Raw genomic sequence first — 23,080 nt, 5'->3', positions numbered from 1 at the left:
TATCAAGATCAGATGAAAAGGATGAAGCATGTCGGGATGTCGGAACATTTCATGGTGCGGCTCCTTGCGAAGGACAATTCGATACACCGGGGTGAATAAAATTGAGCAGTAGGAGCCCCAGTGCGCATACACCCAGGACAAACATCAATATAAAAAATAATGACGCATGCATCTGAGCGCCCAACCCTGTGGTCAATCCAGCGGTGGCGACTGTGACGCTTCCAAACACAGCCGAGGCTCCAGCTTGCTGCGAAGGTGCTACGTCTAGTGCACGGGCAATGGTTAACGGCAGCAGAATGCAAAAGGCGAAACTGGTCAACGCAGCGGCAAACAGGTACAGGCTCAAATCGTATTGAAACCATGCCGCAACCATTCCTATGGCACCTAGGCCCTGAACGAGCAAGCCCACTTTGAGACGCTGCGCCTCGGTAAAATACGCGACCGCTTTGCCTGCGGCAAAAAATGCCGAAGCAACCAGCGCTGCCCAGGCTGAAAGGATCGCCCCAATGGTCGATGTAGATAACTGGAATACACCGTCAAGGATGAATGCCTTGCTGAGGTTTAACGGGGTAAAGGCGCTTTGAATCAATATGCCCATCAGCAATGCGCTGACGAACCTCGACTGCCTCCAAAGGGCGGTAGCTGCAGTTGAGCCGGGTGGATTCCTGGACTCTTCTGTGCGCTGGAAGAAAAGCCAGAGGCTGACAACTAGAAGACCTCCCGCCAGCGTGCCCATTACCCCTCTCCAACCCCAGGCTGAGGCTGAAAGCATCAGTACCAGCGGACCCAACGCAGCAAGTACGCTGATGCCGGCGTACAGGTAAGCCGTCGTACTTTGAAATTTCGTCTGACCCAGGTGCTGGTGAAGCCATAAGCGCGAGGCTGTAGTTGCCAGAGCGTTGGCCGCAAACATTGCAATAAGGGCGATTGAAAGCATCGAGCGGCTTGCGGTGAAAGTCGTCGCCAAGCATAAAAGCGCAACCAGTGTTGAGCCGGTGGCTAGACTGAGTGAGGCGCCTGCTCGGTTGATTAAAGGCGTTGAGAGCCACTGACTCAAGGCGAAAACAGCGAGACAAAGAGCGAGCATGCTTTGAAAGTAAGCCGCCGACACATTCAGGTCTTGGGCTATAAACGGGGAAAGAGGGACCAAAGCATCGAATACAACAGCGCTGATCAGTGTCCTGGCCATTACTACTTTAAGGGCTGTTGTCACTGGGTGATGCTCCAATCCCTCCGTGTCATTGCTACGTGTTCACTGCGCGTAGAGTAGTGATTGGCTCGTTAGCCTCAGCTCTGGCCTGGCTGCCTTCGAGCCATAGCGTTATCACTTCCCTGTGCTGTGGGTATCGCTCGATCAAAAACAGCTCAAGTTCCTTCCAAGCGCGCTGCTCCAGCCAATGGTTGACTTGGGACAGCTCGCGATGAGGAAAGGACAGGTCCATATGTAGACGAACAGCGGAATATTTATCGGGTGTAGCGTGATCGCACACCGATTCCAGGTTCGGAACATCGACGCCCATGACACACCTCCATATTTCATATCTGCTTAAGGTTCGTTGCGTGGTTGCAACAAGGCGACCCTAAGGCGAAGCGATGTTCAATGATGTCAGGCGCGTCCGGTTTTTATTTCTGGATATTTCCCGTCACGACGAACAACTAATCTCCAAATGCTTACCCCAATCCGGCGGCCGCTGTGCGTATTGCTCCATTCCCGCTTGTTCCTCAAACGGCTTGGAAAGCACCTCATGCAACCGCCGCACTTCGCTGTAATCGCCTGACTCAGCAGCGGTGATCGCGTTCTGCGCCAGGTAGTTGCGCAGGATGTACAACGGGTTGACCGCGTGCATCCGCTCACGGCGCTGCACTTCGCTGTATTCCCCGTCCCGTGCGACACGTTCCTTGTACTGCTCGGCCCAGGCATCAAACCCGGCCCTATCGACAAAATCATCGCGCAGCCGTGCCACGGCCAACGCCGCCGATTCATCTCCCAAACGGCGGAAGAACAGCGTGTAATCCACGCCACTGTTCTGCATCAGCTTGAGCAGGCGCTCCACCAATTTCTGGTCGTCTTCTTCGGCCGTGGTCAGCCCCAGGCGGCGGCGCATCAGGTCCAGGTAGTGGGCCTGGTAGAACGGCAGGTACAGGCCAAGGGCTTCCTTCAAGGCGTCGACGCTGATAAACGGCGTGAGCGCCTGGGCCAGCGCGCTGAGGTTCCATTGGCCGATGGGCACCTGGTTGCTGAAGGAGTAACGCCCCTCGTGATCCGAATGGTTGCAGATGAAGTGCGCGTCGAAATCATCCAGAAACGCATACGGCCCGTAGTCGAAGGTGATGCCGAGGATCGACATGTTGTCGGTGTTCATCACGCCATGGCAGAAGCCGTAGGCCTGCCACTTGGCGATCAGTTCGGCGTTGCGCTCGACGACTTCGCGGAACATCGCCAGATACGGCTCGGGCTGTTCGCGGCATTCGGGGTAATGCAGATTCAAGACGTGTTCGGCCAGTTCGGCCTGCTGTTCGGGTTTCTTGGTGTAGTAAAAATATTCGAAATGTCCGAAGCGGATATGGCTGGGCGCCAGGCGCAACACCATCGCGCCGCGCTCCTGTTTCTCGCGCCATACCGGCGTGCTGGAGCCGATCACGCACAAGGCGCGGCTGGTGGGAATACCCAGCGCATGCAGCGCTTCGGAGGCGAGGAATTCACGAATAGAAGAGCGCAGCACCGCGCGGCCATCGCCCATCCGCGAGTACGGGGTCATCCCGGCGCCCTTGAGGTGCAGGTCCCAATGTTCGCCGGCTTCGTTATACACCTCGCCCAGCAACAGCCCGCGGCCATCGCCGAGTTGCGGCGTGTAGCCGCCGAATTGGTGCCCGGAATAGACCATCGCACGCGGCTCTGCTTCGGCCCACAGTTTGTGACCGCCAAACAGCTCGGCGAATACCGGCGTTTCAGCCACCGCCGGGTCGAGGTCGAGCAGGGCCATGGCGGCCTCGCTCGCCACGACAAGACGCGGCTCATCGAGGGGGTCGGGCAGGACGTGGGTTGAGAACGCGTCGCCCAGGCGTGCGAAGCGGTTGTCGAAGGTCAGTTCGTCGAGGGCTTTCACCGGCCATCTCCAGCAGAATGTCCGAGCATTCTGCTGGGGATAGGCGCGTTAGTCGAGTTTGCTCGGTGGTGGCTCCGGTGCATCCGCGACTTTTCCGGCAGGTGGTTCGGGTGCGTCCTGCTCCTGGGTGGGGGCGGCAAGGGTCTTGCGATTATCTTCGGCCGGCACCAGTTTGTATTCCTGACCGTTCATGTTTTTCAGGTACACCTCCATCTGTCGGAACGAGATGTTGATGTGCTGTTTCTTGAATTCACGGTTGATGTAGCGGTTGACCTCGTCCAGCACCGGGTTGCGGTCACCCAGGTCACGTACGTGCATGCGCAGTTCGTGGTCGAGGGTGCTTTCGCCGAAGTTGAGGAAGTACACGTGAGGCTCGGGGTCTTTGAGCACCCGTGGGTTTTCCCTGGCAGCCTTGAGCAACAATTCCTTCACCAGGTCCAGGTCGGAGCCGTAGTCCACGCCGAGTTTGAGGGTGACGCGGGTGATGGTGTCGGTCAGCGACCAGTTGATCAGTTGCCCGGTAATGAAGGTTTTGTTCGGGACGATGATGTCCTTGCGGTCGAAGTCGGTGATGGTGGTGGCGCGGATGCGGATCTTGCTCACCGTGCCCGACAGGTTGCCGATGGTAATGGTGTCGCCGATACGCACCGGGCGTTCGAACAGGATCATGATGCCGGAGATGAAGTTGGCGAAGATCTCCTGCATGCCGAAGCCCAGGCCCACCGACAGCGCGGCCACCAGCCATTGCAACTTGTCCCAGCTCACGCCGAGGGTGGACAGCGTGGACACAAAACCCACCCCGGCAATCACGTAGGACAGCAACGTGGTGGTGGCGTAGGCGCTGCCCTGCGCCAGGTCGAGCTTGGACAGCACCAGCACTTCCAGCAAGCCGGGCAGGTTGCGCGCCAGGGCGAAGGTGATGCCGATAATGATCAGCGCGCCCAGAAAGTCGCCGATGCTGATGGGCACCATGCTGATATTCGCACCGGTGCCGCTGGTGTATTCGTACAGCGTGACGTTATCCAGATAGGAAAACACTGAGATCAGGTCCGACCACACCCAGTACAGCGCGGCGATAAAACCGCCGAGCAGGGCCAGGCGGATCAGGCGCAAGGACTGTTCATTGACCTTTTCGATGTCCAGGGTCGGTTCTTCAACCACCGCTTCACCTTCACCGGCTTCCTTGGCTGCCTGGCGTTTGGCCAGGGCGCGCGCGTAGGCCAGGCGCCGTGCGGCGACGCTCAGCCAGCGCACGAAGGTGGCTTCGGCCACCAGCCAGAACATCAGCAGGTACAGGGTGTTGATCAGACGGTCGCTGAGCTTGAGGGCGGTGTAGTAGTAGCCGAAGCACACGGCGATAAACAGTGCGACGGGTAGCGCGGTAAACAGCAGGCCCATGGCTTTACGAAACAGTGAGGCTTTTTCGTGGGTGGGGCTGTTCAGCAACAGGCGGCCCAGCAGCCAGGCCATCAGCGCATAACAGGTCAGCACCACGCCGATGCCCAGCACGTCATCGGCCAGCGCCGCCGGCTGATGCTCGGCAACCGCCACCACGGCGACCAGGGCCAGTACCACCAGCCCGAGCTTGCGCACCCAGCCTTGGAGGAATTCAACCTGGGGTTTTTCCCAGCGAAAATGCAGTTCGGCCACGCCACCTGGGGCGAGAATCCGGTAGGCGGTATAGAACACCAGCCACGCCTGGGCCAGTTGCAGCAGGGCGGAACCCAGGTTGGCGTTTTGCCCGCGGGCGTCGATCTGCAGCGCATAGCCGCACAAGGCCAGGCCCAGGGACACCGGCAGGGCCAGCAGGATATTGATCAGGATGGCCTGCGGCGTGTGCCACTGGCTGTCGCGCTTGAAGTGGCCGATGTCCAGGTGAACCTTGCTCAACCGCTGGTACAGCGCCTTGCGTCGCCACAGCAGGGCGCCGATCAACAGCAGCAACGGCAGGAACAGCAGCGGGCGCTGGGTGAGGCCGTCATACAGTTCGCTGACGCTGGAGGCCCACGGCAGGCTGGTGACTTGCTTGCTCAGATGCGCCGGCACCGTTTCCAGCCACTCTGTGTCCAGCGGCTTGTTGCTGGGGATCCAGAACATCTGTTCATCGAGCGTCGCGCGCAGGGTGGTGGCGGTGCTCAGCAATTGTTTCTGGTTCAGTTGCAGGGTGATGGATTCGTTGAGCAGCGCGCTCAGCTCACGGCTCAGGCGTTCCAGCAAGTCACTGCGGGTAATCGCCAGTTCCAGCAAGGTGCGACGCAGTTGCGGGGTCACGTCATCCGGCGGCTGGTTGGCCAGCAGGTTATCCACATAAGCGCTGGGGGAGCTGATCAACTCGCGTTTCTGGTTGACCTCGAACTGGTACAGGCGAATGTTGGCGATGTCGTCGGCCAGGTCGCGGTCCACCGTGAGACGCGGCAGTGCCTGTTTTTGCTTATACAGAATCTTGGAGAGCAGCAGGCTGCCCCTGAGCACGTTGATCTGGTCGTCCAGTGCCGCGTCGTTCTGGGTCACCGTGTCCAGTTGCTGCTTGGTCTGCAGGTTTTTCTGGGTCAGCTCGTTGAGCCGGTCGGTGCTTTTGAGCAGGTAGTCGGAGAGCTTCAGGTTCTCTGCGCTTTCCGTGGCCAGGATGGCGCTGCCGCCGGACTTCTGCGCCTCGATGGACTGCTGCGTGACGGTCTGCTGGGACTGGGCCAGGCGTTTCTGGTTGATCAGGTTTTGCAGGTCCTGGATCTCTTGTTCCAGGCGCGCGGCTTTTTCCTGGATCAGGTCGTGCTGGCTGTTGCCCAGGTCTTGCAGTTGACTGTTGCCGGCCAGTTCCTGGCGGCGTAGCGGGATCAAGGCGTTGAGGGCTGCCAGCTCGGCGTTCAACTGGTTGCGTTGGTCGCCGCTGAGGGCTTTGCCATTGTCCTTGCCGGCCTTGAGGGTCGCATTGATCTGCAGGATGCGCGCCTGGCTGCTGCTGATTTCGGTCTGTGCACGCTCGGGGCGGGTCTGCGCGGCGATGGTCATGCTGTTGGCGTCGGCCAGCTCTTTTTGCAGGTCGCCTTGCTGGGTGCTGCGCTGCACCAGCAGTTGTTCCAGCTGCGGTATCGGCAGCGTCGCGTAACGCTGGGCTACCGGGATGACTTTGGTGGCCTTGAGTCGGGTCAGCTCGCGCTGGTTTTCGCTGGTCTGGCGCGGGGCATCTTCCAGCTGGCGCTTGACGTCGGCGAGGCGCTGTTCGTAATCCTGCTGGTTGCCCAGGTACGTCAGGGTCTGCTGCAGGATGGTTTGCAGCGCCTTCATGTCGGCGTCGGGCAGTTTGCGGTCGGGCAGCTTGTCCAGGGTTTGCTGGATGGCGTCGGCGCTGGGCGGGTCGGCGGCGTAGACGTTGCCGACACAAAGAGTCAGGCCCAGCAGGGCGGTGGCGAGAAATGTGCGCAGGGTTGGCATAGAGACCGATTGAGCAAGGTGAAGAATCGGGAGCGTGGCGTCGCTCCGCAGTTTAGAGGAAGAGTCCGGGGCCCGGGCGACTTCCTTCGGGGAATCTGACGCCCACTTTGCCGATCTTGTTCCCGTCCATGACCGCGACGGTCCAGATGGTGTTGTTCCACTCCACCTGGTCGCCGACCACCGGTGCGCCACCAACTTTTTGGGTAATGAAACGGCTTAGTGGCATGTCCGGGTCGATCCCTTCGAGCTTGAGGCCATACAACGCCGATACCGCGCCCAGCTGGGCGTCGCCTTCGAGGACGAAGTCGCCGAAGAAGCGTAGGTCGAGGCCGCGTTGCGGTGCCTGGCTGAACAGTTTGCCCAGGGCCGGCAGGTTGTGTTCGTGGCCGATCACGCAGAGCAGATCGTCGACTTCCAGTACCGTACTACCCGACGGATGGAGCAGTTGCTGACCACGGAACAGGGCGGCGATACGCGTGCCTTCGGGCATTTTCAACTCGCGCAGGGCCGCGCCGATGCACCATTTTTCCGCGCCCAGGCGGTAGACGAACAGTTCCCACTCACTGGTGACATGCACTTCCAGGGCGGAGCGGGAGATCGGCGCGGGGTCCGGCGGTACCGTCACTTTCAACAACTTCGCCACCCACGGCAGGCTTGTGCCCTGCACCAGCAGTGACACCAGCACGATAAAGAACGCCAGGTTGAAATACAGCTGTGCATGCGGCAGCCCGGCCATCAGCGGGAACACCGCCAGAATGATCGGCACCGCGCCGCGCAGGCCGACCCAGGCGATAAAGGCTTTTTCGCGGCCGTGGAACGCTTTGAACGGCAGCAGGCCGACCAGTACCGACAGCGGCCGCGCAAACAGAATCATCCACAGCGCCAGGCCCAGCGCCGGCAGGGCGATTGGCAGCAAATCATGGGGGGTGACCAGCAGGCCCAGCACCAGGAACATGCCGATCTGCGCGAGCCAGGCCATGCCGTCGAGCATATGCAAAATGCCATGACGGCTGCGCACCGGGCGGTTGCCGATCACCAGGCCGCACAGGTACACGGCGAGGAAGCCGCTGCCGTGCAGGGCGTTGGTCAGGGCGAACACGAACAGGCCGCCGGCGATCACCAGGATCGGGTAGAGCCCGTTGGCCAGATTGATGCGGTTGACCATCTGCAGCATCAACCAGCCGCCGCCGAGGCCGACGATGCCGCCGATGCCGAATTCGCGCACCAGGTGCGTCAGCAGGCTCCAGTGCAGGCCGGTCTGGCCGCTGGCGAGCATGTCGATCAGGGTCACGGTGAGGAACACCGCCATTGGGTCGTTGCTGCCGGATTCAATTTCCAGGCTGGCGCTGACCCGTTCGTTCAGGCCCTTGCCGCCAAGCAGCGAGAACACCGCCGCGGCGTCGGTGGAGCCGACGATGGCGCCGATCAGCAAACCCTGGATGATGTTGAGATTAAACAGCCACGCCGCCGCCATGCCGGTGAGGCCGGTGGTGATCAACACCCCCACCGTGGCCAGCGACAACGCCGGCCATAGCGCCACGCGAAAACTCGCTACCCGGGTGCGCAAGCCGCCGTCGAGCAAAATCACGGCCAATGCCAGGTTGCCCACCAGGTAAGCGGTCGGGTAGTTATCGAAGATGATGCCGCCGCCATCGACACCGGCCAGCATACCCACGCCCAGGATGATCACCAGGATCGGGATGCCCAGGCGCGACGAAAGAGAACTCACCAGAATGCTCGCACTCACCAGCAACGCGCCGATCAAGAACAGGCTGTTGATGGTCGTCGCATTCAAAGGCAGTACTCCATAAGCAAACAAGACAGGGCGCAGGCTGACCATGCAGTCTGCGTGCCAGCGATTCTAACCTGTTGAATTGCTGCGCTGTCAAAAAGCTTTTCCTGATTCGCATGGATCCAAATGTGGGAGGGGCAAGGCCCCCTGGCACATTTTTAATTGAGTACAGTCAGTTGGAGACGCAAGCGCCCGACCAGGGGTTTTACGGTTTCAGGAACCAGATGGGGGAAATGCAGTCACTAAGGCTCGAAAGTGTGGCCCGGCCCTTAAAAAGCGGGCTGCGCGCCGGGGATAACCCTGGCATCCGAGGTGATTTTTCTTTATCGTCACCGCCCTTTGAAAAAGCCCGAGAAATCAAAATGTTAGAAGCATCCCTCAGCCAATTGGAACAACTGGTCAACGACCTGGTACAGCAAAACCAGGACCTGTTGGGCGCCAATCAATCCCTCAAGGCCGAACTCGCCAGCGCCAAGGATGAGAACGACAGCCTGCAACTGAGCCTGATGGAACAGGAAGAGAAGCACGGCGCCACTGCGGCGCGTATTCAGGCGTTGGTTGAGCGCGTGAGCGCAGGTCCTGTCAGCGCATGAATGAAGGGATAAAGGTCGTTTCGATTCTCGGAGAGGATTACTCGATCAAGGCGCCGGTCGGGGAAGATAAAACCCTGATGCACGCCGTGACCATGCTCAAGGCTTCCCTGGCCAACACCAAGAAAAAGTACCCGACCCTGATCGGAGACAAATTACTGGTGCTGGCGGCGCTGAACCTGTGCGCCGAGCAGATCGAAATGCAGCAGGCCCATCAACAGGAACTCGATCGTTACCAAGAGCAAGTCAGCGCCACGGTCGAAGTGATTTCCAAGGCGATCCAGCCTTAGAACCACGCATCCTGCATCCCCAGGCACGTATCATCACGTGCCTCCAGAATCGCCAGTTCATGATGGCAGCCCGGTACTTCCCAGGTCAGGAAGTAACGGGCGGCCTGGAGCTTGCCTTTATAAAAGGCCACATCCACCGCCTTGCCCAAGGCCAGTCCTTCTTCGGCGCGAATCGCCTGTTCCAGCCAGCGCCAGCCAATCACCGTATGCCCGAATACCTTCAGGTACAGCGCCGAGTTCGCCAGGCTGCTGTTGACCTGGCCTTGGGCGAGATCCGTCAGCAATCCCAGTGTGACGTCCTGCAGGCGCGCCACCAACTGTTCCAGAGGTGTTCTCAAGGCTGTGAGTGACGGGTATTTCTGTGCCCGCGCAGCGGTTTCGGCGATCAGGCGGATCAGTTGCTTGAGCCCCGAGCCACTGTTCTGCGCCAGTTTGCGACCCAGCAAATCCAGGGACTGGATGCCATGGGTACCTTCATGGATGGGGTTCAGGCGGTTGTCACGGTAGTACTGCTCCACCGGATATTCACGGGTGTAGCCGTGGCCGCCGAGGATCTGGATTGCCAGTTCGTTGGCCTTGAGGCAGAACTCGGACGGCCAGGATTTGACGATGGGCGTGAGCAGATCGAGCAGTTCGTGGGCCTGCTTGCGCTCGGTTTCGGTGTCCAGCGTGGTGGTGTCGTCGAACAGCCGCGCGGCGTACAGGCCCAGGTCGAAGGCGCCCTCCACGTAGGCTTTTTGCGTGAGCAGCATGCGTTTGATGTCGGCGTGCTGGATGATCGACACCGGCGCGGTGGTGGGGTCCTTGCTGTCGGGCAGGCGGCCTTGCGGGCGTTCGCGGGCGTATTCCAAAGAATACAGATAGCCGGCATAACCGAGCATCACCGCACCCATGCCGACGCCGATACGCGCCTCGTTCATCATCTGGAACATGCAGCTCAGGCCCTGATGCGGCTTGCCCACCAGATAGCCGACGCAGTTACCGTTATCGCCGAAATTCAGCGCGGTGGACGTGGTACCCCGCCAGCCCATCTTGTGAAACAGCCCGGCCAGCAGCACATCGTTGCGCGCGCCGAGGCTGCCGTCATCGTTGACCAGGAATTTGGGCACGATAAACAGTGAAATACCCTTCACCCCGGCCGGTGCATCCGGCAGTTTGGCCAACACCATGTGCACGATGTTTTCCGATAGCGGATGGTCGCCGCCGGAGATGAAGATCTTGTTGCCCTTGAGCCGATAGGTGCCGTCAGCCGCAGGTTCTGCGCGTGTACGAATATCCGACAGGGATGAGCCCGCGTGGGGCTCGGTCAGGGCCATGGTGCCGAAGAAGCGCCCCTCGATCATCGGTTGCAGGAAGCGTTGTTTCTGCTCTTCGGTGCCGAAGCTTTCGATCAGGTTGGCCGCGCCCATGGTCAGGAACGGGTAGGACGTGGACGCCGCGTTGGCTGATTGGAAGTGTGCGAAACACGCCTGGGACAGCAGGGTGGGCAACTGCATGCCGCCCGCGTCGAAACTGCGCGCAGCGTTGAGAAAACCCGCTTCCAGAAACGCATCCACGGCCGGCTTGACCTCAGGAATCAGAATGGCCTTGCCGTCCTCGTAGCGCGGTTCGTTTTCGTCGTTCTTGCGGTTGTGCGGCGCGAAGTACTTTTCGGCAATGGTGCGCGCGGTGCTGATGGCCGCATCGAAGGTTTCGCGGTTGTGCTCGGCAAACCGCTCGCGCTGGGTCAGGCCCTCGGCATCGAGGACTTCGTACAGCTCGAAAGCCAGATTGCGGGAACTGAGCAGCGTCTCGGACATGGCGGATTACCTTTAGAAAAGTATGCCGCAGTCTAGGAGCGCTAATAAAAACGGGGAAGGAAGATAGATGGGGGTGATGGGGCGGCACAAGTTGCAAGCTTCAAGCTACAAGTAAGCGCGCGATGCTTTTACTTGCAGCTTGTAGCCTAAAACTTGCCGCTGCTGCTTAACCGATGGTCATCAGGCTGGCGTTACCACCCGCTGCCGCCGTGTTAACACTCAACGCCCGCTCAATCACCAGGCGTTCCAGTGCAATCGCCGTCTCACCTTGCGACAAACCATGCACGCCAACAATCGCACCGCCACGCTGGGCCACCTGTTTGCACACCGCGCGCAGTTGGTCGGAATCGCCGTGGTGCAGGACGGCGTCGAACACCACTTCGTCCTTGGTCCAATCGACCACGCGCTGGATCTTCGCCTGAATCTCCTTCGGCAGGCGTGGGAACACCGCCTTGGTCAGGTCAGTTTCCGGCCATACCGCTGAGCCACCGACCGCCAACACCGCGGCCAGTTGGGTCAACAGGTCGCCTTCCACGTCCGCCAGGCACAGCACGTGCTCGCGGGGCAGGATGGCGTAGCTGTTGCGCTCGCCGGTCGGGCCGGCCAGTTGGCGGGTGATACCGCTTTGCGATTGCGCGGCGAATTGAGTACAGAGGGTGCTCAGTTCGCTGAACTTATTGCTGTCGGCCCAGGCTTTCAGGGCGGTCAGCGGTTGGCTCATGGCGTCGCGCAGACGCACGTCCGGGGCGGCCAGTTTGTCGCCACGTACGAAGGATTGCTCGATCGCATCGGTAGGACGGGTCGACAGCAGGCGGTACAGGTACAGCGGACCACCGGCTTTCGGACCCGTGCCCGACAGACCCTCGCCACCGAACGGCTGCACACCGACCACGGCCCCCACGATATTGCGGTTGACGTAGACGTTGCCGGCATTGACGTTGTCGATCACCTTGGCGATGGTCTCGTCGATGCGGGTATGCACGCCCAGGGTCAGGCCATAGCCGGATGCATTGATCTGGCCGATCAACTGGTCGATCTCTTTACGCTTGTAGCGCACCACGTGCAGCACAGGGCCGAAGATCTCGCGTTGCAGCTCGTCGAAGCTTTCCAGTTCGATCAGGGTTGGCATCACGAAGGTGCCGCGCTTGATCTCTTCACCGTCGGCAATCGCCACTTGGTAAACGTTGCGGCCTTTGTCGCGCATGGCCTGGATGTGTTTCTCGATGCCGGCCTTGGCTTCGGCGTCGATCACCGGGCCGATGTCCACCGACAGGCGCTCCGGGTTGCCCAGGCGGCATTCAGCCATGGCGCCCTTGAGCATTTCGATGACGCGGTCGGCCGAATCTTCCTGCAGGCACAGCACACGCAGGGCCGAGCAACGCTGGCCGGCGCTGTCGAAAGCCGAGGACACCACGTCGATGACCACTTGCTCGGTGAGTGCCGAGGAGTCCACGATCATGGCGTTCTGGCCGCCGGTTTCGGCGATCAGCGGGATCGGACGGCCCTGGGCATCCAGGCGGCCGGCGACATTACGTTGCAGCAGGCGCGCCACCTCGGTGGAACCGGTGAACATCACACCTTTGACGCGGTCATCACCCACCAGGCGGGCACCGACGGTTTCGCCCTGGCCCGGCAGCAGTTGCAGCACGCCTTCCGGGATGCCGGCTTCCAGCAGGATGCGCACGGCCTGGGCCGCTACCAGCGGGGTTTGCTCGGCAGGCTTGGCCAATACCGGGTTGCCGGCCGCCAGCGCAGCCGCCACCTGGCCGCTGAAAATCGCCAATGGGAAGTTCCACGGGCTGATGCAGACCACCGGGCCCAATGGGCGGTGGGCATCGTTGGTGAAATCGTTGCGTGCCTGTACCGCGTAGTAGCGCAGGAAATCCACGGCTTCACGCACTTCGGCGATGGCGTTGGCGAAGGTCTTGCCGGCTTCGCGAGCCAACAGGCCCATCAGTGGCTGGATCTCGCCTTCCATCAGGTCGGCGGCGCGTTCCAGGATCGCGGCACGTTCGGCGGGCGGGGTGGCCTGCCAGATCGGGCCCGCATTGATGGCGCACTGGATCGCGTTGTCGACGTCTTCGACAGTGGCTTCCTGTACCTGGCCGACCACATCACGCAGGTCGGAGGGGTTCAGCACTGGCGTCGCCGCTTGTTCGCTGGCGGCGCAACCAAGCATCGGCGCGGCTTTCCAGTGGTTGTGAGCGGTGGCCAGCAGGGCGCAGGACAGCGACGCCAAGCGGTGTTCGTTGGCCAGGTCGATACCGGCCGAGTTGGCGCGGTCGGCACCATACAGGTCACGCGGCAATGGGATGCGCGGGTGTGGCAGGCCGAAGCCGCCTTCCTGCGTGGCCATTTGCTCGATGCTGGCTACCGGGTCGGCCACCAGTTCCTGGATCGAGATGGATTGATCGGCGATGCGGTTGACGAACGAGGTGTTGGCGCCGTTTTCCAGCAGGCGACGTACCAGGTATGCCAGCAGCGTTTCGTGGGTGCCGACCGGTGCGTACACGCGGCACGGACGGTTCAGCTTGCCTTCGGAAACCTTGCCTACAACCTGCTCGTACAACGGCTCACCCATGCCGTGCAGACATTGGAACTCGTACTGACCGGGGTAATAGTTCTGACCGGCGATATGGTAGATGGCCGACAGGGTATGGGCGTTGTGCGTGGCGAACTGCGGGTAGATGACTTCCGGCACCGACAGCAGCTTGCGTGCGCAGGCGATGTAGGACACGTCGGTGTACACCTTACGGGTATAGACCGGGTAGCCTTCCAGGCCTTCGACCTGGGCGCGCTTGATTTCGCTGTCCCAGTACGCGCCTTTTACCAGGCGGATCATCAGGCGGTGGCGGCTGCGGCGTGCCAGGTCGATCACATAGTCGATCACGTACGGGCAACGCTTCTGATATGCCTGGATCACGAAACCGATGCCATTCCAGCCGGTCAGTTGCGGCTCGAAGCACAGGCGCTCGAGCAGGTCCAGGGACAGTTCCAGGCGGTCGGCTTCTTCGGCATCGATGTTCAGGCCGATGTCGTATTGCTTGGCCAGCAGGGTCAGGGACAGCAGGCGCGGGTACAACTCATCCATCACGCGTTCGTACTGTGCACGGCTGTAACGCGGGTGCAGGGCCGAGAGTTTGATGGAGATGCCCGGGCCTTCATAAATCCCACGGCCATTGGAGGCTTTGCCGATGGAGTGAATGGCTTGTTCGTACGAGGCCAGGTACTTCTGGGCGTCGTGTTCGGTGAGCGCGGCTTCACCGAGCATATCGTAGGAATAGCGGAAGCCCTTGGCTTCGAACTTGCTCGCATTGGCCAAGGCTTCGGCGATGGTTTCGCCGGTGACGAACTGCTCGCCCATCAGGCGCATGGCCATGTCGACGCCCTTGCGGATCATCGGCTCGCCGCTCTTGCCGATGATGCGGCTCAAGGACGAGGTCAAGCCTGCTTCGTTGTGCGTGGCGACCAGTTTGCCGGTCAGCAGCAGGCCCCAGGTAGCGGCATTGACGAACAGCGACGGGCTGTTGCCCAGGTGCGGCTGCCAGTTTCCGGTGCTGATCTTGTCGCGGATCAGGGCGTCGCGGGTGCCCTTGTCCGGGATGCGCAACAGCGCTTCGGCCAGGCACATCAGCGCCACGCCTTCCTGCGATGACAGGGAAAACTCCTGCAGCAGGCCCTGAACAATACCGGCACGGCCGCCGGCGCTCTTCTGATTGCGCAGTTTTTCGGCAATGGTGGCGGCCAGCTTATTGGTGGCTTCGGCCATCGGGGCCGGCAGGCGGGCCTGCTCGATCAGCATCGGCACCACTTCCGGTTCCGGACGGCGGTAAGCAGCGGTGATCGAGGCGCGCAGCACTGATTGCGGCAGGATGCTCTCGGCGAACTCAAGGAAGCACTGGTGCGCGTGGTCGGCCTGGACCTCGCCGGCATCATCGGCGTCCTTGCTGCTCAAGCCATTGAGCTCGTTCAGGGTTGCACCACCCTCGAGTTTCTCCAGGTAATTGAAAATCGCCTGCTTGATCAGCCAGTGCGGCGTGCGATCAATGGAGGTCGCGGCAGCCTTCAGGCGTTCGCGGGTCGGGTCGTCGAGTTTGACCCCAAGGGTGGTCGTCGCCATTTTCTTATCCTCATGGGTGCCACTACCGAGTGGCATTAGCTGGCGGCAAGATTAGCTTTGCCCATGACGAGGTGCAACCGGGTGCAACCTTTTTATGCGTGAAATTTTCCGACGTTCATCCGAAATAATTTTCCGCTCAGCGGATTACGCTTTGCGTTGGTGCGTTTACTTCTGAGATCGGCTGTTCTTGCTCCGAAAAGGAGCAAAAACACAGCGTTTGGTCGAATTCACATCCGGGTGCAACTTATTCGCAAGAAACTGGTTGCACCTTATTTGCTTTGTTGAATAGCATTCGCGCCCAAGGTGCAACCATCCTGGAAATGGGGGTTCATCGGCTGACGGCTTTCCTGGGGAAACGTCAGTCATAAATGCGCGGCACGCAGGTTCGTTTACCCAGCTATACAGTGGGTGGCGTCCGACAGACCGCTGCCACATAAAAACAAAGCCAGGGCATCACTCTTATGAGCGTTAGTAATCCAACCCTGATCACGTTCGTGATCTATATCGCAGCAATGGTGCTGATCGGCTTGATGGCCTATCGCTCCACCAACAACCTTTCCGATTACATCCTTGGCGGTCGCAGCCTCGGTAGCGTGGTGACAGCCTTGTCCGCCGGTGCTTCCGACATGAGCGGTTGGTTGTTGATGGGCTTGCCGGGCGCGATCTACATGTCCGGCCTGTCGGAAAGCTGGATCGCCATCGGCCTGATCATCGGCGCCTACCTCAACTGGCTGTTCGTGGCCGGTCGCCTGCGGGTACAGACCGAGCACAACGGCGACGCCCTGACGCTGCCTGACTACTTCTCCAGCCGTTTCGAAGATAAAAGCGGCCTGCTGCGGATCATCTCGGCCATCGTGATCCTGGTGTTCTTCACCATCTACTGCGCTTCCGGCATCGTGGCCGGCGCCCGTCTGTTCGAAAGCACCTTCGGCATGTCCTACGAGACGGCGTTGTGGGCGGGTGCCGCGGCGACCATTGCCTACACCTTTATCGGTGGTTTCCTGGCCGTGAGCTGGACAGACACCGTACAAGCCACGCTGATGATCTTCGCGCTGATCCTGACGCCGATCATCGTGTTGCTGGCCACCGGCGGTGTAGACACCACGTTCCTGGCGATTGAAGCCAAGGACCCGACCAGCTTCGACATGCTGAAAAACACCACCTTCATCGGCGTTATCTCGCTGATGGGCTGGGGCCTGGGTTACTTCGGCCAGCCGCACATCCTCGCGCGTTTCATGGCGGCGGATTCGGTCAAGTCGATCGCCAAGGCGCGTCGTATCTCCATGACCTGGATGATCCTGTGCCTGGCCGGCACTGTGGCCGTGGGCTTCTTCGGTATCGCCTATTTCTCGGCGCACCCGGAAGTGGCAGGTCCCGTGACCGAAAACCCTGAGCGCGTGTTTATCGAACTGGCCAAAATCCTCTTCAACCCATGGGTCGCCGGCGTGCTGCTGTCGGCCATCCTCGCGGCTGTCATGAGCACCCTGAGCTGCCAGTTGCTGGTGTGCTCCAGCGCCCTGACCGAAGACTTCTATAAAGCCTTCCTGCGCAAGAACGCCTCCCAGCTTGAGCTGGTGTGGGTCGGTCGTCTGATGGTGCTGGTGGTTGCCCTGATCGCCATCGCCATGGCTGCCAACCCGGAAAACCGCGTACTGGGCCTGGTGAGTTACGCCTGGGCCGGTTTCGGCGCCGCGTTCGGCCCTGTGGTGCTGATCTCGGTGATCTGGAAAGGCATGACCCGTAACGGCGCGCTGGCCGGTATCCTGGTCGGTGCGATCACCGTGATCGTGTGGAAACACTTCTCGCTGCTGGGCCTGTACGAAATCATCCCAGGCTTCATCTTCGCCAGCCTGGCGATCTACTTCGTGAGCAAGATGGGCGCACCGACGGCCGGTATGGTTGAGCGCTTTGATGCTGCGGAGAAAGACTACAACCTCAATAAGTAATTCGCCGGGCATTAAGTGCCGGTCGAGTTGAAAAAAAAGGCCCGCGTCCTACGGATGGCGGGCCTTTTTTTGGGTGTGATTTGGGGATGGCCTGAAGAAGATTCAGACGCCTGCGTGTAGGGTTTTACTGATTTGTCTGGGGCTTGCTCAGCGGGGCGCGGCAGTAATGCAGAATCTGTCGCCCACCCCCTCGCAGAGAAACACCGGATGTTCGCTCCTGCCAATCAAAGCGCTTTTACCCTGACCCTCGACGGTGTGCCAAGCGAACTCAAGGTGTTTGAGTTCCAAGGCACCGAAGCCATCAGCCAACCTTATCGTTTTGACCTGGAACTGGTCAGCGAACAGCCTGACCTTGATCTGGAAGGCTTGCTGCATCGCCAGGTCTACCTGGGTTTCGATGATCAGGGCCATGGCGTGCATGGCCTGGTCTACCGCGTGGCGCAGGGCGACTCGGGGCGGCGCCTGACCCGTTATCAGATCAGCCTTGTGCCGCAACTGGCGTACCTGATGCACAGCAGTCACCAGCGGATTTTCCAGCACCAGACGGTGCCGCAGATCGTTGCGCAGGTACTGGTGCGGCAGGGGATTCTGAGCGACCAATTCGATTTTCGCCTGAGCGGTACTTACCCCGAGCGCGAATATTGCGTGCAATTCGGCGAAACCGATCTGGCGTTCATTCAACGGTTGTGTGCCGAGCTGGGCATTCATTACCACTTTCAGCATTCGCCCGATGGGCACCTATTGGTGTTTGGGGACGACCAGACGGTATTTGCCCAGGCCGATCAGCCCACCCCTTATATGCCGGGTTCCGGGATGGTGGCGGATACCCCGGCAATCAAACGTTTTGCGGTGCAGCTGGAAACCCGTGCGACCGCTGTCAGCCTGCGCGATTACGACTTTCGCAAACCTGACCTGGTACTTGAGAGCAGCGTTGCCGGCGACTCGTTGCCACGGCTTGAAGAGCAGGTGTACCCCGGTCATTTTTCTGATCGCGCCCATGGCAAATATCTTGCGCAACGGGGGCTGGAGCGACGTCGGAGTGACTATCGAATCGCCCGTGGCAACGGTGATGAACCTGCATTGAGCAGCGGGCGGTTCCTCAGGCTGGCCGGGCACCCGCGTGAGCAATGGAATGACGTGTGGCTGGTGACCCATGTTGCTCACGAGGGCCGGCAACCCCAGGTATTGGAAGAGGCGGTCACCGAGGTGGCCGGTGGGGATTCTCGTCAAGGCTATCGCAATGAGTTCGTCGCTGCGCCGTGGGATGTGATCTTTCGTCCCCCCATGCCTGAGCAGGCACGGCCGACCCTTTCGGGTTATCAGAATGCAGTGGTCACCGGGCCTTTGGGCAGTGAAGTTCATTGCGACGAGTATGGGCGGGTCAAGGTGCAATTGGCCTGGGACCGTGCCGGGGAGCGCAACGACCATTCCAGTTGTTGGCTGAGAGTTGCCAGCGGTTGGGCACATGATCGTTACGGCGCAGTGCTGCTTCCCCGGGTCGGTATGGAAGTATTGGTGGGCTTCGTCAACGGCGACCTGGATATGCCGCTGGTGATGGGCTGTCTGCCCAACGCGGCCACTGCGGTGCCACTCGATCTGCCGGCGGACAAGACCCGCAGCATTTTCCGCAGCCAGAGCAGCCCCGGCGGTGGCGGCTATAACGAGCTGCGTATTGAAGATCGTAAGGGTGCTGAGGAAATCTACCTGCGTGCTCAGCGCGATTGGACACAGCATGTGTTGCGTGACCAGCAGGTGCAGGTCGATAACCAGCGGCGGGTGAGGGTGGGCGGCGAATCGCATCATGAGTTGCAGGGCGAAGAACAGCGCATCACCCATGGCAATCGCCTGACCGAGCTCAAGCAGGACGATCACCTTGTAGTGGGTGGTTCGCAGCAGATGCACGCCGGGCGGACCATTCGGATCGGCGCCGGGCAAAGCGTGGTTATCGATGCGGGGGCCAGCGTGACGGTTCAGGCCGGCGGTCAGTCGATCACGCTGTCGGCGGGTGGGATTTTCAGCAGCGTGCCGATTCAGCTGGGCGGTGCGCCGGCTCCAGTCGCGTCCCCGATGATGCCGGGCGTGAAGGAAAAATTGCTGGCGGTGATTCCTGCCCCGTTGAGCCGGGTGCAGGTGGCCAGCCTCAAGCGTAGCGCGCCGTTTTGCGAAGAGTGCGAGCGCTGTAAGAACGGGCAGTGCGATCTGCCCCATTCCATTCAACCGTAAAAGGAATTTACTTTGATGTCTCAGCCCTTGTCCCCCGCCGCCTGGCTTGCACAATCGCCTTTGCTGGCCAATCAAAAACTCTTCGTGGTGCTGAGCGGTGCCAGCGACGCCACACCGCTTGCCGCTTGGCAAACCACGGAAACGGGAGTGCCACCTCAATCGATCTGGGCCGGTACAGCTTATGCACAATGGGATGAGGTGATGCCTTACGTGGGTATCGTCGAGCCCGGCAGTGCCTTCCTTGACTGGGTCGCAGCCACTGAAGCCACGGATTGGGGCTGGCTGGCGGTATCGTCCAGCCCGCTGGAAACCGTCGTTGCTCACCTGCAAGGCCTGACCAAGGTGTTGCTTCCCCATGGCCAGGATGTGTTTTTGCGCTTCTGGGATGGCGCTCAGTTTCTGCCGATCGTGCAACACCTGGGCGACGAGGCGAGTGAGTTGTTGCCGGTGTTCCGACGCTACCTGATCAATGGCCGACCACTCACGGTGGCGACGGCGCCAGTCACTCCGGCCAAGGCCAGCCCGTGGTGGCGCGTGCCCGTATCGTTACTCGAACACCTGGCAGAGCAATCACCACAAACCCTGATCGACAATCTGCTGCAATGGCTGCAAGAGCAGCGTCCCGACCTGTACACCGCGTTCACGCCGGCGACCTTGCAGCATAAGGTCGCCTACTTTGCGCGCAGGCCGGCTATCAGCCATGAAGCCCTGGCCGACTATCTCGCCTCAGAGTCGAGTTGAGCCCAGTGCCTGCTGCAGATCATCGATCAGGTCTTCAATTGCCTCGATGCCCACCGAGAGGCGAATCATCTCCGGTTTCACGCCGGCCTTGGCTTGCTCTTGCTCGTTCATTTGCCGGTGGGTCGTAGACGCCGGGTGGCAGGCCAGGGACTTGGCATCGCCGATATTCACCAGGCGCTTGAAGATTTGCAGCGCATCGTAGAAGCGCACGCCGGCATCAAAGCCGCCCTTCAAGCCAAAGGAGAGGATCGCCGAGGGTTTGCCCTGCAGATATTTTTGCGCCAGTGCGTGATGCGGGTGATCCGGCAGCCCGGCGTAGCTGACCCATTCCACGGCCGTATGGCCTTGCAGGAACTGCGCGACCTTCAGCGCGTTCTCGGTGTGGCGTTCCATGCGCAGGGCCAGGGTTTCCAGGCCTTGCAGCAGCAGGAACGCATTCATCGGTGCCAGCGCCGCGCCAGTGTTGCGCAGCGGCACGGTGCGGGCACGGGCGATGAAAGCGGCAGGGCCGAATTTTTCGGTGTAGACCACGCCGTGATAGGCCGGCTCCGGGGTGTTGAGGCCGGGGAATTTCTCCGGGTATTGGGCCCATGGGAAAGTGCCGCTGTCGACGATCACGCCGCCCAGGGAGTTGCCATGGCCGCCGATGTATTTGGTCACCGAATGCACCACGATGTCGGCGCCGAACTGGATCGGCTTGCACAGGATCGGCGTGGCCACGGTGTTGTCCACCATCAACGGCACACCACGGCCGTGGGCTACGTTGGCCAAGGCTTCGAGGTCGACGATATTACCCGCCGGGTTGCCGATGCTTTCGCAGTACACCAGCTTGGTGTTGTCGTCGATCAGTTCAGCAATGGCGTCGGCCGAGTCGTCGCGGGCGAAACGCACATCCACACCAAAACTGGGCAGCAGGTGGGCGAACAGGGTGTAGGTGCCGCCGTAGAGCTGCGGTGTGGTGACGATGTTGTCGCCGGCCCGGGTGAGGGTCTGGATTGCATAGTGGATCGCCGCGCTGCCGGCCGACACGGCCAGGCCTGCGATACCGCCTTCGAGGGCGGCGAGGCGCTGCTCCAGCACATCGTTGGTGGGGTTCATGATGCGCGTGTAGATATTCCCGGGCACGTCGAGGTTGAACAGGTCGGCACCGTGCTGGGCGTTATCGAATTCGAAGGCGACGTTCTGGTAGATCGGCACGGCCACAGCCTTGGTGGTCGGGTCCGACTTGAAGCCGTGGTGCAGCGCGATGGTGGCGTCTTTCATGATGGTTGTTGGCCTCCCTGGAGAATGGATGGCCACAATAAGTCCGCCCAGGCACCGCCATTTAGATTTTTTTCAGCCGGCTTCCTGTGTTTAGGGCATAAGCACCGCCCGACACGCAGCCCTGCACCTTTGTCCGTGTAGAAGGTAAACTTCGCCCCCTGCGCAGGAGCAACCATGAATTATCGTCACGCCTTTCACGCCGGCAACCACGCCGATGTCTTCAAACACCTGACCTTGACCCGCCTCATCGCCTTGATGTCGCGCAAGGAGCAGCCGTTCGCCTATCTCGACACCCATGCCGGGATCGGTCTGTATGACCTGCAAGGCGACCAGGCCAACCGCACGGGTGAATACCTCGAAGGCATCGCCCGTCTGTGGGATCAGGACGACCTGCCGCCGTTGACCGCCGACTACATGCGCGTGCTGCACGAGATGAACCCGGATGGGCTGTTGCGCTACTACCCAGGCTCGCCGGAGCTGGCGCGGCGGCTCACGCGTCCTCAAGACCGTGTATTGCTCAATGAAAAACACCCGGAAGACGGCGTGCTGCTCAAGGACAACATGAAGGGCGACCGTCGGGTCAAAGTGCACCTGGGCGAAGGCTGGCATGTGCCGCGCGCCTTGTTGCCGGTGCCGGAAAAACGCGCGTTGATGCTGATCGACCCGCCGTTCGAAAAGCTCGACGAAATGCAGCGTTGCGCCGCGTCCCTCAAGGAAGCGGTCAGCCGTATGCGCCAGACCGTCGCGGCGATCTGGTACCCGGTCAAAGACCAGCGCATGCTGCGTCGCTTCTACCAGGACCTGGCCGGCACCGGCGCGCCGAAATTGCTCAGGGTTGAATTGCTGGTGCATCCCCTGGACACGCCCAACACCCTGACCGGCTCGGGCCTGGCGATTGCCAACCCGCCGTGGGGCCTGGAGGAGGAGTTGCGCGAGCTGCTGCCGTGGCTGTCCAGGAAACTGGGCCAGACCCAGGGTGGTTGGCAGATGGATTGGCTCATTAGTGAATGAGAGCTGCGAGTTTCAAGCTACAAGTTGCAAGCTACAAGAGAGGTGTCCCAGCCTTTACTTGTAGCTTGCAGCTTAGAACTTGCCGCTCCGATCGTCAGATCGGACACGTCACGCCAGTACCGCCGATCCCGCAGTAACCCTGGGGATTCTTCGCCAGGTACTGCTGGTGATATGTCTCGGCGAAGTACACCGTCGGTGCTTCGTCTATTTCAGTGGTGATTTCCCCCAGACCAGCCTTGCTCAGTTCTTGCTGGTAAGCCTCGGCGCTGGCCTTCGCCGCCGCCAATTGCTCCGACGTGGTGGCATAAATCACTGAGCGGTACTGGCTGCCGATGTCGTTGCCCTGGCGCATGCCCTGGGTCGGGTTGTGCAGCTCCCAGAACATTTTCAACAGGTCTTCGTATTTCACTTTGGCCTGGTCATACACCACCAGCACCACTTCGCTATGACCGGTCAGGCCGGAGCAGACTTCTTCGTAGGTCGGGTTCGGCGTGAAACCGCCGGCGTAACCCACCACGGTGCTGACCACGCCATCGCGCTCCCAGAATTTGCGCTCAGCGCCCCAGAAGCAGCCCAGGCCGAAGATCGCGAAACCGACGTCGTCGAGGAACGGGCCCAGCAGCGGGTTGCCGTTGACGAAGTGCGTTTCGGGCAGGGTCATCGGCGTTTCACGCCCAGGCAACGCTTGTTCTTGAGTAGGCAGCACGTTTTTGTTCACCAGAATTTCCGAGCGCAAGACCATGATCAGTCCTCTCGTCAGGTTGAG

15 protein-coding genes are annotated in these 23,080 nt (G+C 60.7%); 6 read left to right on the top strand and 9 right to left on the bottom strand.

Annotated features, from left to right (window positions below; translation table 11 throughout):
• Positions 1-49 precede the first annotated feature (49 nt).
• The 5 genes from JWR98_RS02840 to JWR98_RS02820 form a co-directional block, all read right to left on the bottom strand.
• A complete protein-coding gene (locus JWR98_RS02840) occupies positions 50-1,213 on the bottom strand; it encodes an MFS transporter (RefSeq protein WP_341869764.1) in 1,164 nt (387 codons plus the stop codon).
• Between the two features lie 31 nt (positions 1,214-1,244).
• Complete coding sequence (locus tag JWR98_RS02835) at positions 1,245-1,520, bottom strand: hypothetical protein (RefSeq protein WP_141063058.1); 276 nt, start codon at positions 1,518-1,520, stop codon at positions 1,245-1,247.
• A gap of 123 nt (positions 1,521-1,643) precedes the next feature.
• Entirely contained in the window at positions 1,644-3,107 is a 1,464-nt protein-coding gene (gene selO, locus JWR98_RS02830; protein ID WP_205489253.1) for a protein adenylyltransferase SelO, read from the bottom strand.
• A gap of 48 nt (positions 3,108-3,155) precedes the next feature.
• On the bottom strand, positions 3,156-6,539 hold the full coding sequence (mscK, locus tag JWR98_RS02825) for a mechanosensitive channel MscK (RefSeq protein ID WP_205489252.1): 3,384 nt from the start codon (positions 6,537-6,539) through the stop codon (positions 3,156-3,158).
• 52 nt (positions 6,540-6,591) lie between these two features.
• On the bottom strand, positions 6,592-8,334 hold the full coding sequence (locus tag JWR98_RS02820) for a potassium/proton antiporter (protein WP_078823016.1): 1,743 nt from the start codon (positions 8,332-8,334) through the stop codon (positions 6,592-6,594).
• A gap of 359 nt (positions 8,335-8,693) precedes the next feature.
• Here JWR98_RS02820 and JWR98_RS02815 point away from each other — a divergent pair, with 359 nt between their 5' ends.
• A complete protein-coding gene (locus JWR98_RS02815) occupies positions 8,694-8,924 on the top strand; it encodes a hypothetical protein (protein ID WP_042944076.1) in 231 nt (76 codons plus the stop codon).
• Positions 8,921-9,211 (top strand): cell division protein ZapA, encoded by a 291-nt coding sequence (locus tag JWR98_RS02810; RefSeq protein WP_205489251.1) that lies wholly within the window; start codon positions 8,921-8,923, stop codon positions 9,209-9,211. Before JWR98_RS02815 ends, JWR98_RS02810 begins: the two co-directional genes overlap by 4 nt.
• Here the strand turns inward: JWR98_RS02810 and JWR98_RS02805 are convergent.
• Both JWR98_RS02805 and putA read right to left on the bottom strand, forming a co-directional pair.
• On the bottom strand, positions 9,208-11,010 hold the full coding sequence (locus JWR98_RS02805) for an acyl-CoA dehydrogenase (protein ID WP_205489250.1): 1,803 nt from the start codon (positions 11,008-11,010) through the stop codon (positions 9,208-9,210). The two genes, JWR98_RS02810 and JWR98_RS02805, sit on opposite strands and share 4 nt — an antisense overlap.
• Before the next feature lie 166 nt (positions 11,011-11,176).
• Positions 11,177-15,130 (bottom strand): trifunctional transcriptional regulator/proline dehydrogenase/L-glutamate gamma-semialdehyde dehydrogenase, encoded by a 3,954-nt coding sequence (gene putA / locus JWR98_RS02800; RefSeq protein WP_205489249.1) that lies wholly within the window; start codon positions 15,128-15,130, stop codon positions 11,177-11,179.
• Between the two features lie 461 nt (positions 15,131-15,591).
• Between putA and putP the strand changes: the two genes are divergently transcribed.
• From putP to JWR98_RS02785, 3 genes are all read left to right on the top strand, one after another.
• The gene (putP, locus tag JWR98_RS02795) at positions 15,592-17,076 is read left to right on the top strand and encodes a sodium/proline symporter PutP (RefSeq protein ID WP_078731270.1); all 1,485 of its coding nucleotides are present in this window, start codon (positions 15,592-15,594) and stop codon (positions 17,074-17,076) included.
• Positions 17,077-17,283: 207 nt separating this feature from the next.
• A complete protein-coding gene (locus JWR98_RS02790) occupies positions 17,284-19,299 on the top strand; it encodes a type VI secretion system Vgr family protein (RefSeq protein ID WP_205489248.1) in 2,016 nt (671 codons plus the stop codon).
• Between the two features lie 15 nt (positions 19,300-19,314).
• Positions 19,315-20,040, top strand: a complete 726-nt coding sequence (locus JWR98_RS02785; protein WP_078731272.1) for a DUF4123 domain-containing protein — start codon at positions 19,315-19,317, stop codon at positions 20,038-20,040.
• Here the strand turns inward: JWR98_RS02785 and JWR98_RS02780 are convergent.
• Positions 20,026-21,303 (bottom strand): O-acetylhomoserine aminocarboxypropyltransferase/cysteine synthase family protein, encoded by a 1,278-nt coding sequence (locus JWR98_RS02780; RefSeq protein WP_078731273.1) that lies wholly within the window; start codon positions 21,301-21,303, stop codon positions 20,026-20,028. The two genes, JWR98_RS02785 and JWR98_RS02780, sit on opposite strands and share 15 nt — an antisense overlap.
• Positions 21,304-21,477: 174 nt before the next feature.
• On the opposite strand from JWR98_RS02780, the gene JWR98_RS02775 reads away from it, so the two are divergent.
• A complete protein-coding gene (locus tag JWR98_RS02775; protein WP_078731274.1) occupies positions 21,478-22,314 on the top strand; it encodes a 23S rRNA (adenine(2030)-N(6))-methyltransferase RlmJ in 837 nt (278 codons plus the stop codon).
• 94 nt (positions 22,315-22,408) lie between these two features.
• Here JWR98_RS02775 and msrA read toward each other — a convergent pair whose 3' ends face one another.
• Positions 22,409-23,056, bottom strand: a complete 648-nt coding sequence (msrA, locus tag JWR98_RS02770; RefSeq protein WP_078731275.1) for a peptide-methionine (S)-S-oxide reductase MsrA — start codon at positions 23,054-23,056, stop codon at positions 22,409-22,411.
• Positions 23,057-23,080 lie beyond the last annotated feature (24 nt).

Source organism: Pseudomonas lactucae, assembly GCF_016937615.1.
Taxonomy (GTDB): domain Bacteria; phylum Pseudomonadota; class Gammaproteobacteria; order Pseudomonadales; family Pseudomonadaceae; genus Aquipseudomonas; species Aquipseudomonas lactucae.
Note: the sequence above shows the minus strand (reverse complement) of the source record. Positions and strands in the feature narration are given on the sequence as shown.

Bases quoted from the DNA above. Each gene is read 5' to 3' on its own strand.
- JWR98_RS02835 (WP_141063058.1), bottom strand. From the start codon at position 1,520: ATGGGCGTCGATGTTCCGAACCTGGAATCGGTGTGCGATCACGCTACA.
- mscK (WP_205489252.1), bottom strand. From the start codon at position 6,539: ATGCCAACCCTGCGCACATTTCTCGCCACCGCCCTGCTGGGCCTGACT.
- JWR98_RS02815 (WP_042944076.1), top strand. From the start codon at position 8,694: ATGTTAGAAGCATCCCTCAGCCAATTGGAACAACTGGTCAACGACCTG.
- JWR98_RS02810 (WP_205489251.1), top strand. From the start codon at position 8,921: ATGAATGAAGGGATAAAGGTCGTTTCGATTCTCGGAGAGGATTACTCG.
- JWR98_RS02805 (WP_205489250.1), bottom strand. From the start codon at position 11,010: ATGTCCGAGACGCTGCTCAGTTCCCGCAATCTGGCTTTCGAGCTGTAC.
- putA (WP_205489249.1), bottom strand. From the start codon at position 15,130: ATGGCGACGACCACCCTTGGGGTCAAACTCGACGACCCGACCCGCGAA.
- putP (WP_078731270.1), top strand. From the start codon at position 15,592: ATGAGCGTTAGTAATCCAACCCTGATCACGTTCGTGATCTATATCGCA.
- JWR98_RS02790 (WP_205489248.1), top strand. From the start codon at position 17,284: ATGTTCGCTCCTGCCAATCAAAGCGCTTTTACCCTGACCCTCGACGGT.
- JWR98_RS02785 (WP_078731272.1), top strand. From the start codon at position 19,315: ATGTCTCAGCCCTTGTCCCCCGCCGCCTGGCTTGCACAATCGCCTTTG.
- JWR98_RS02780 (WP_078731273.1), bottom strand. From the start codon at position 21,303: ATGAAAGACGCCACCATCGCGCTGCACCACGGCTTCAAGTCGGACCCG.
- JWR98_RS02775 (WP_078731274.1), top strand. From the start codon at position 21,478: ATGAATTATCGTCACGCCTTTCACGCCGGCAACCACGCCGATGTCTTC.
- msrA (WP_078731275.1), bottom strand. From the start codon at position 23,056: ATGGTCTTGCGCTCGGAAATTCTGGTGAACAAAAACGTGCTGCCTACT.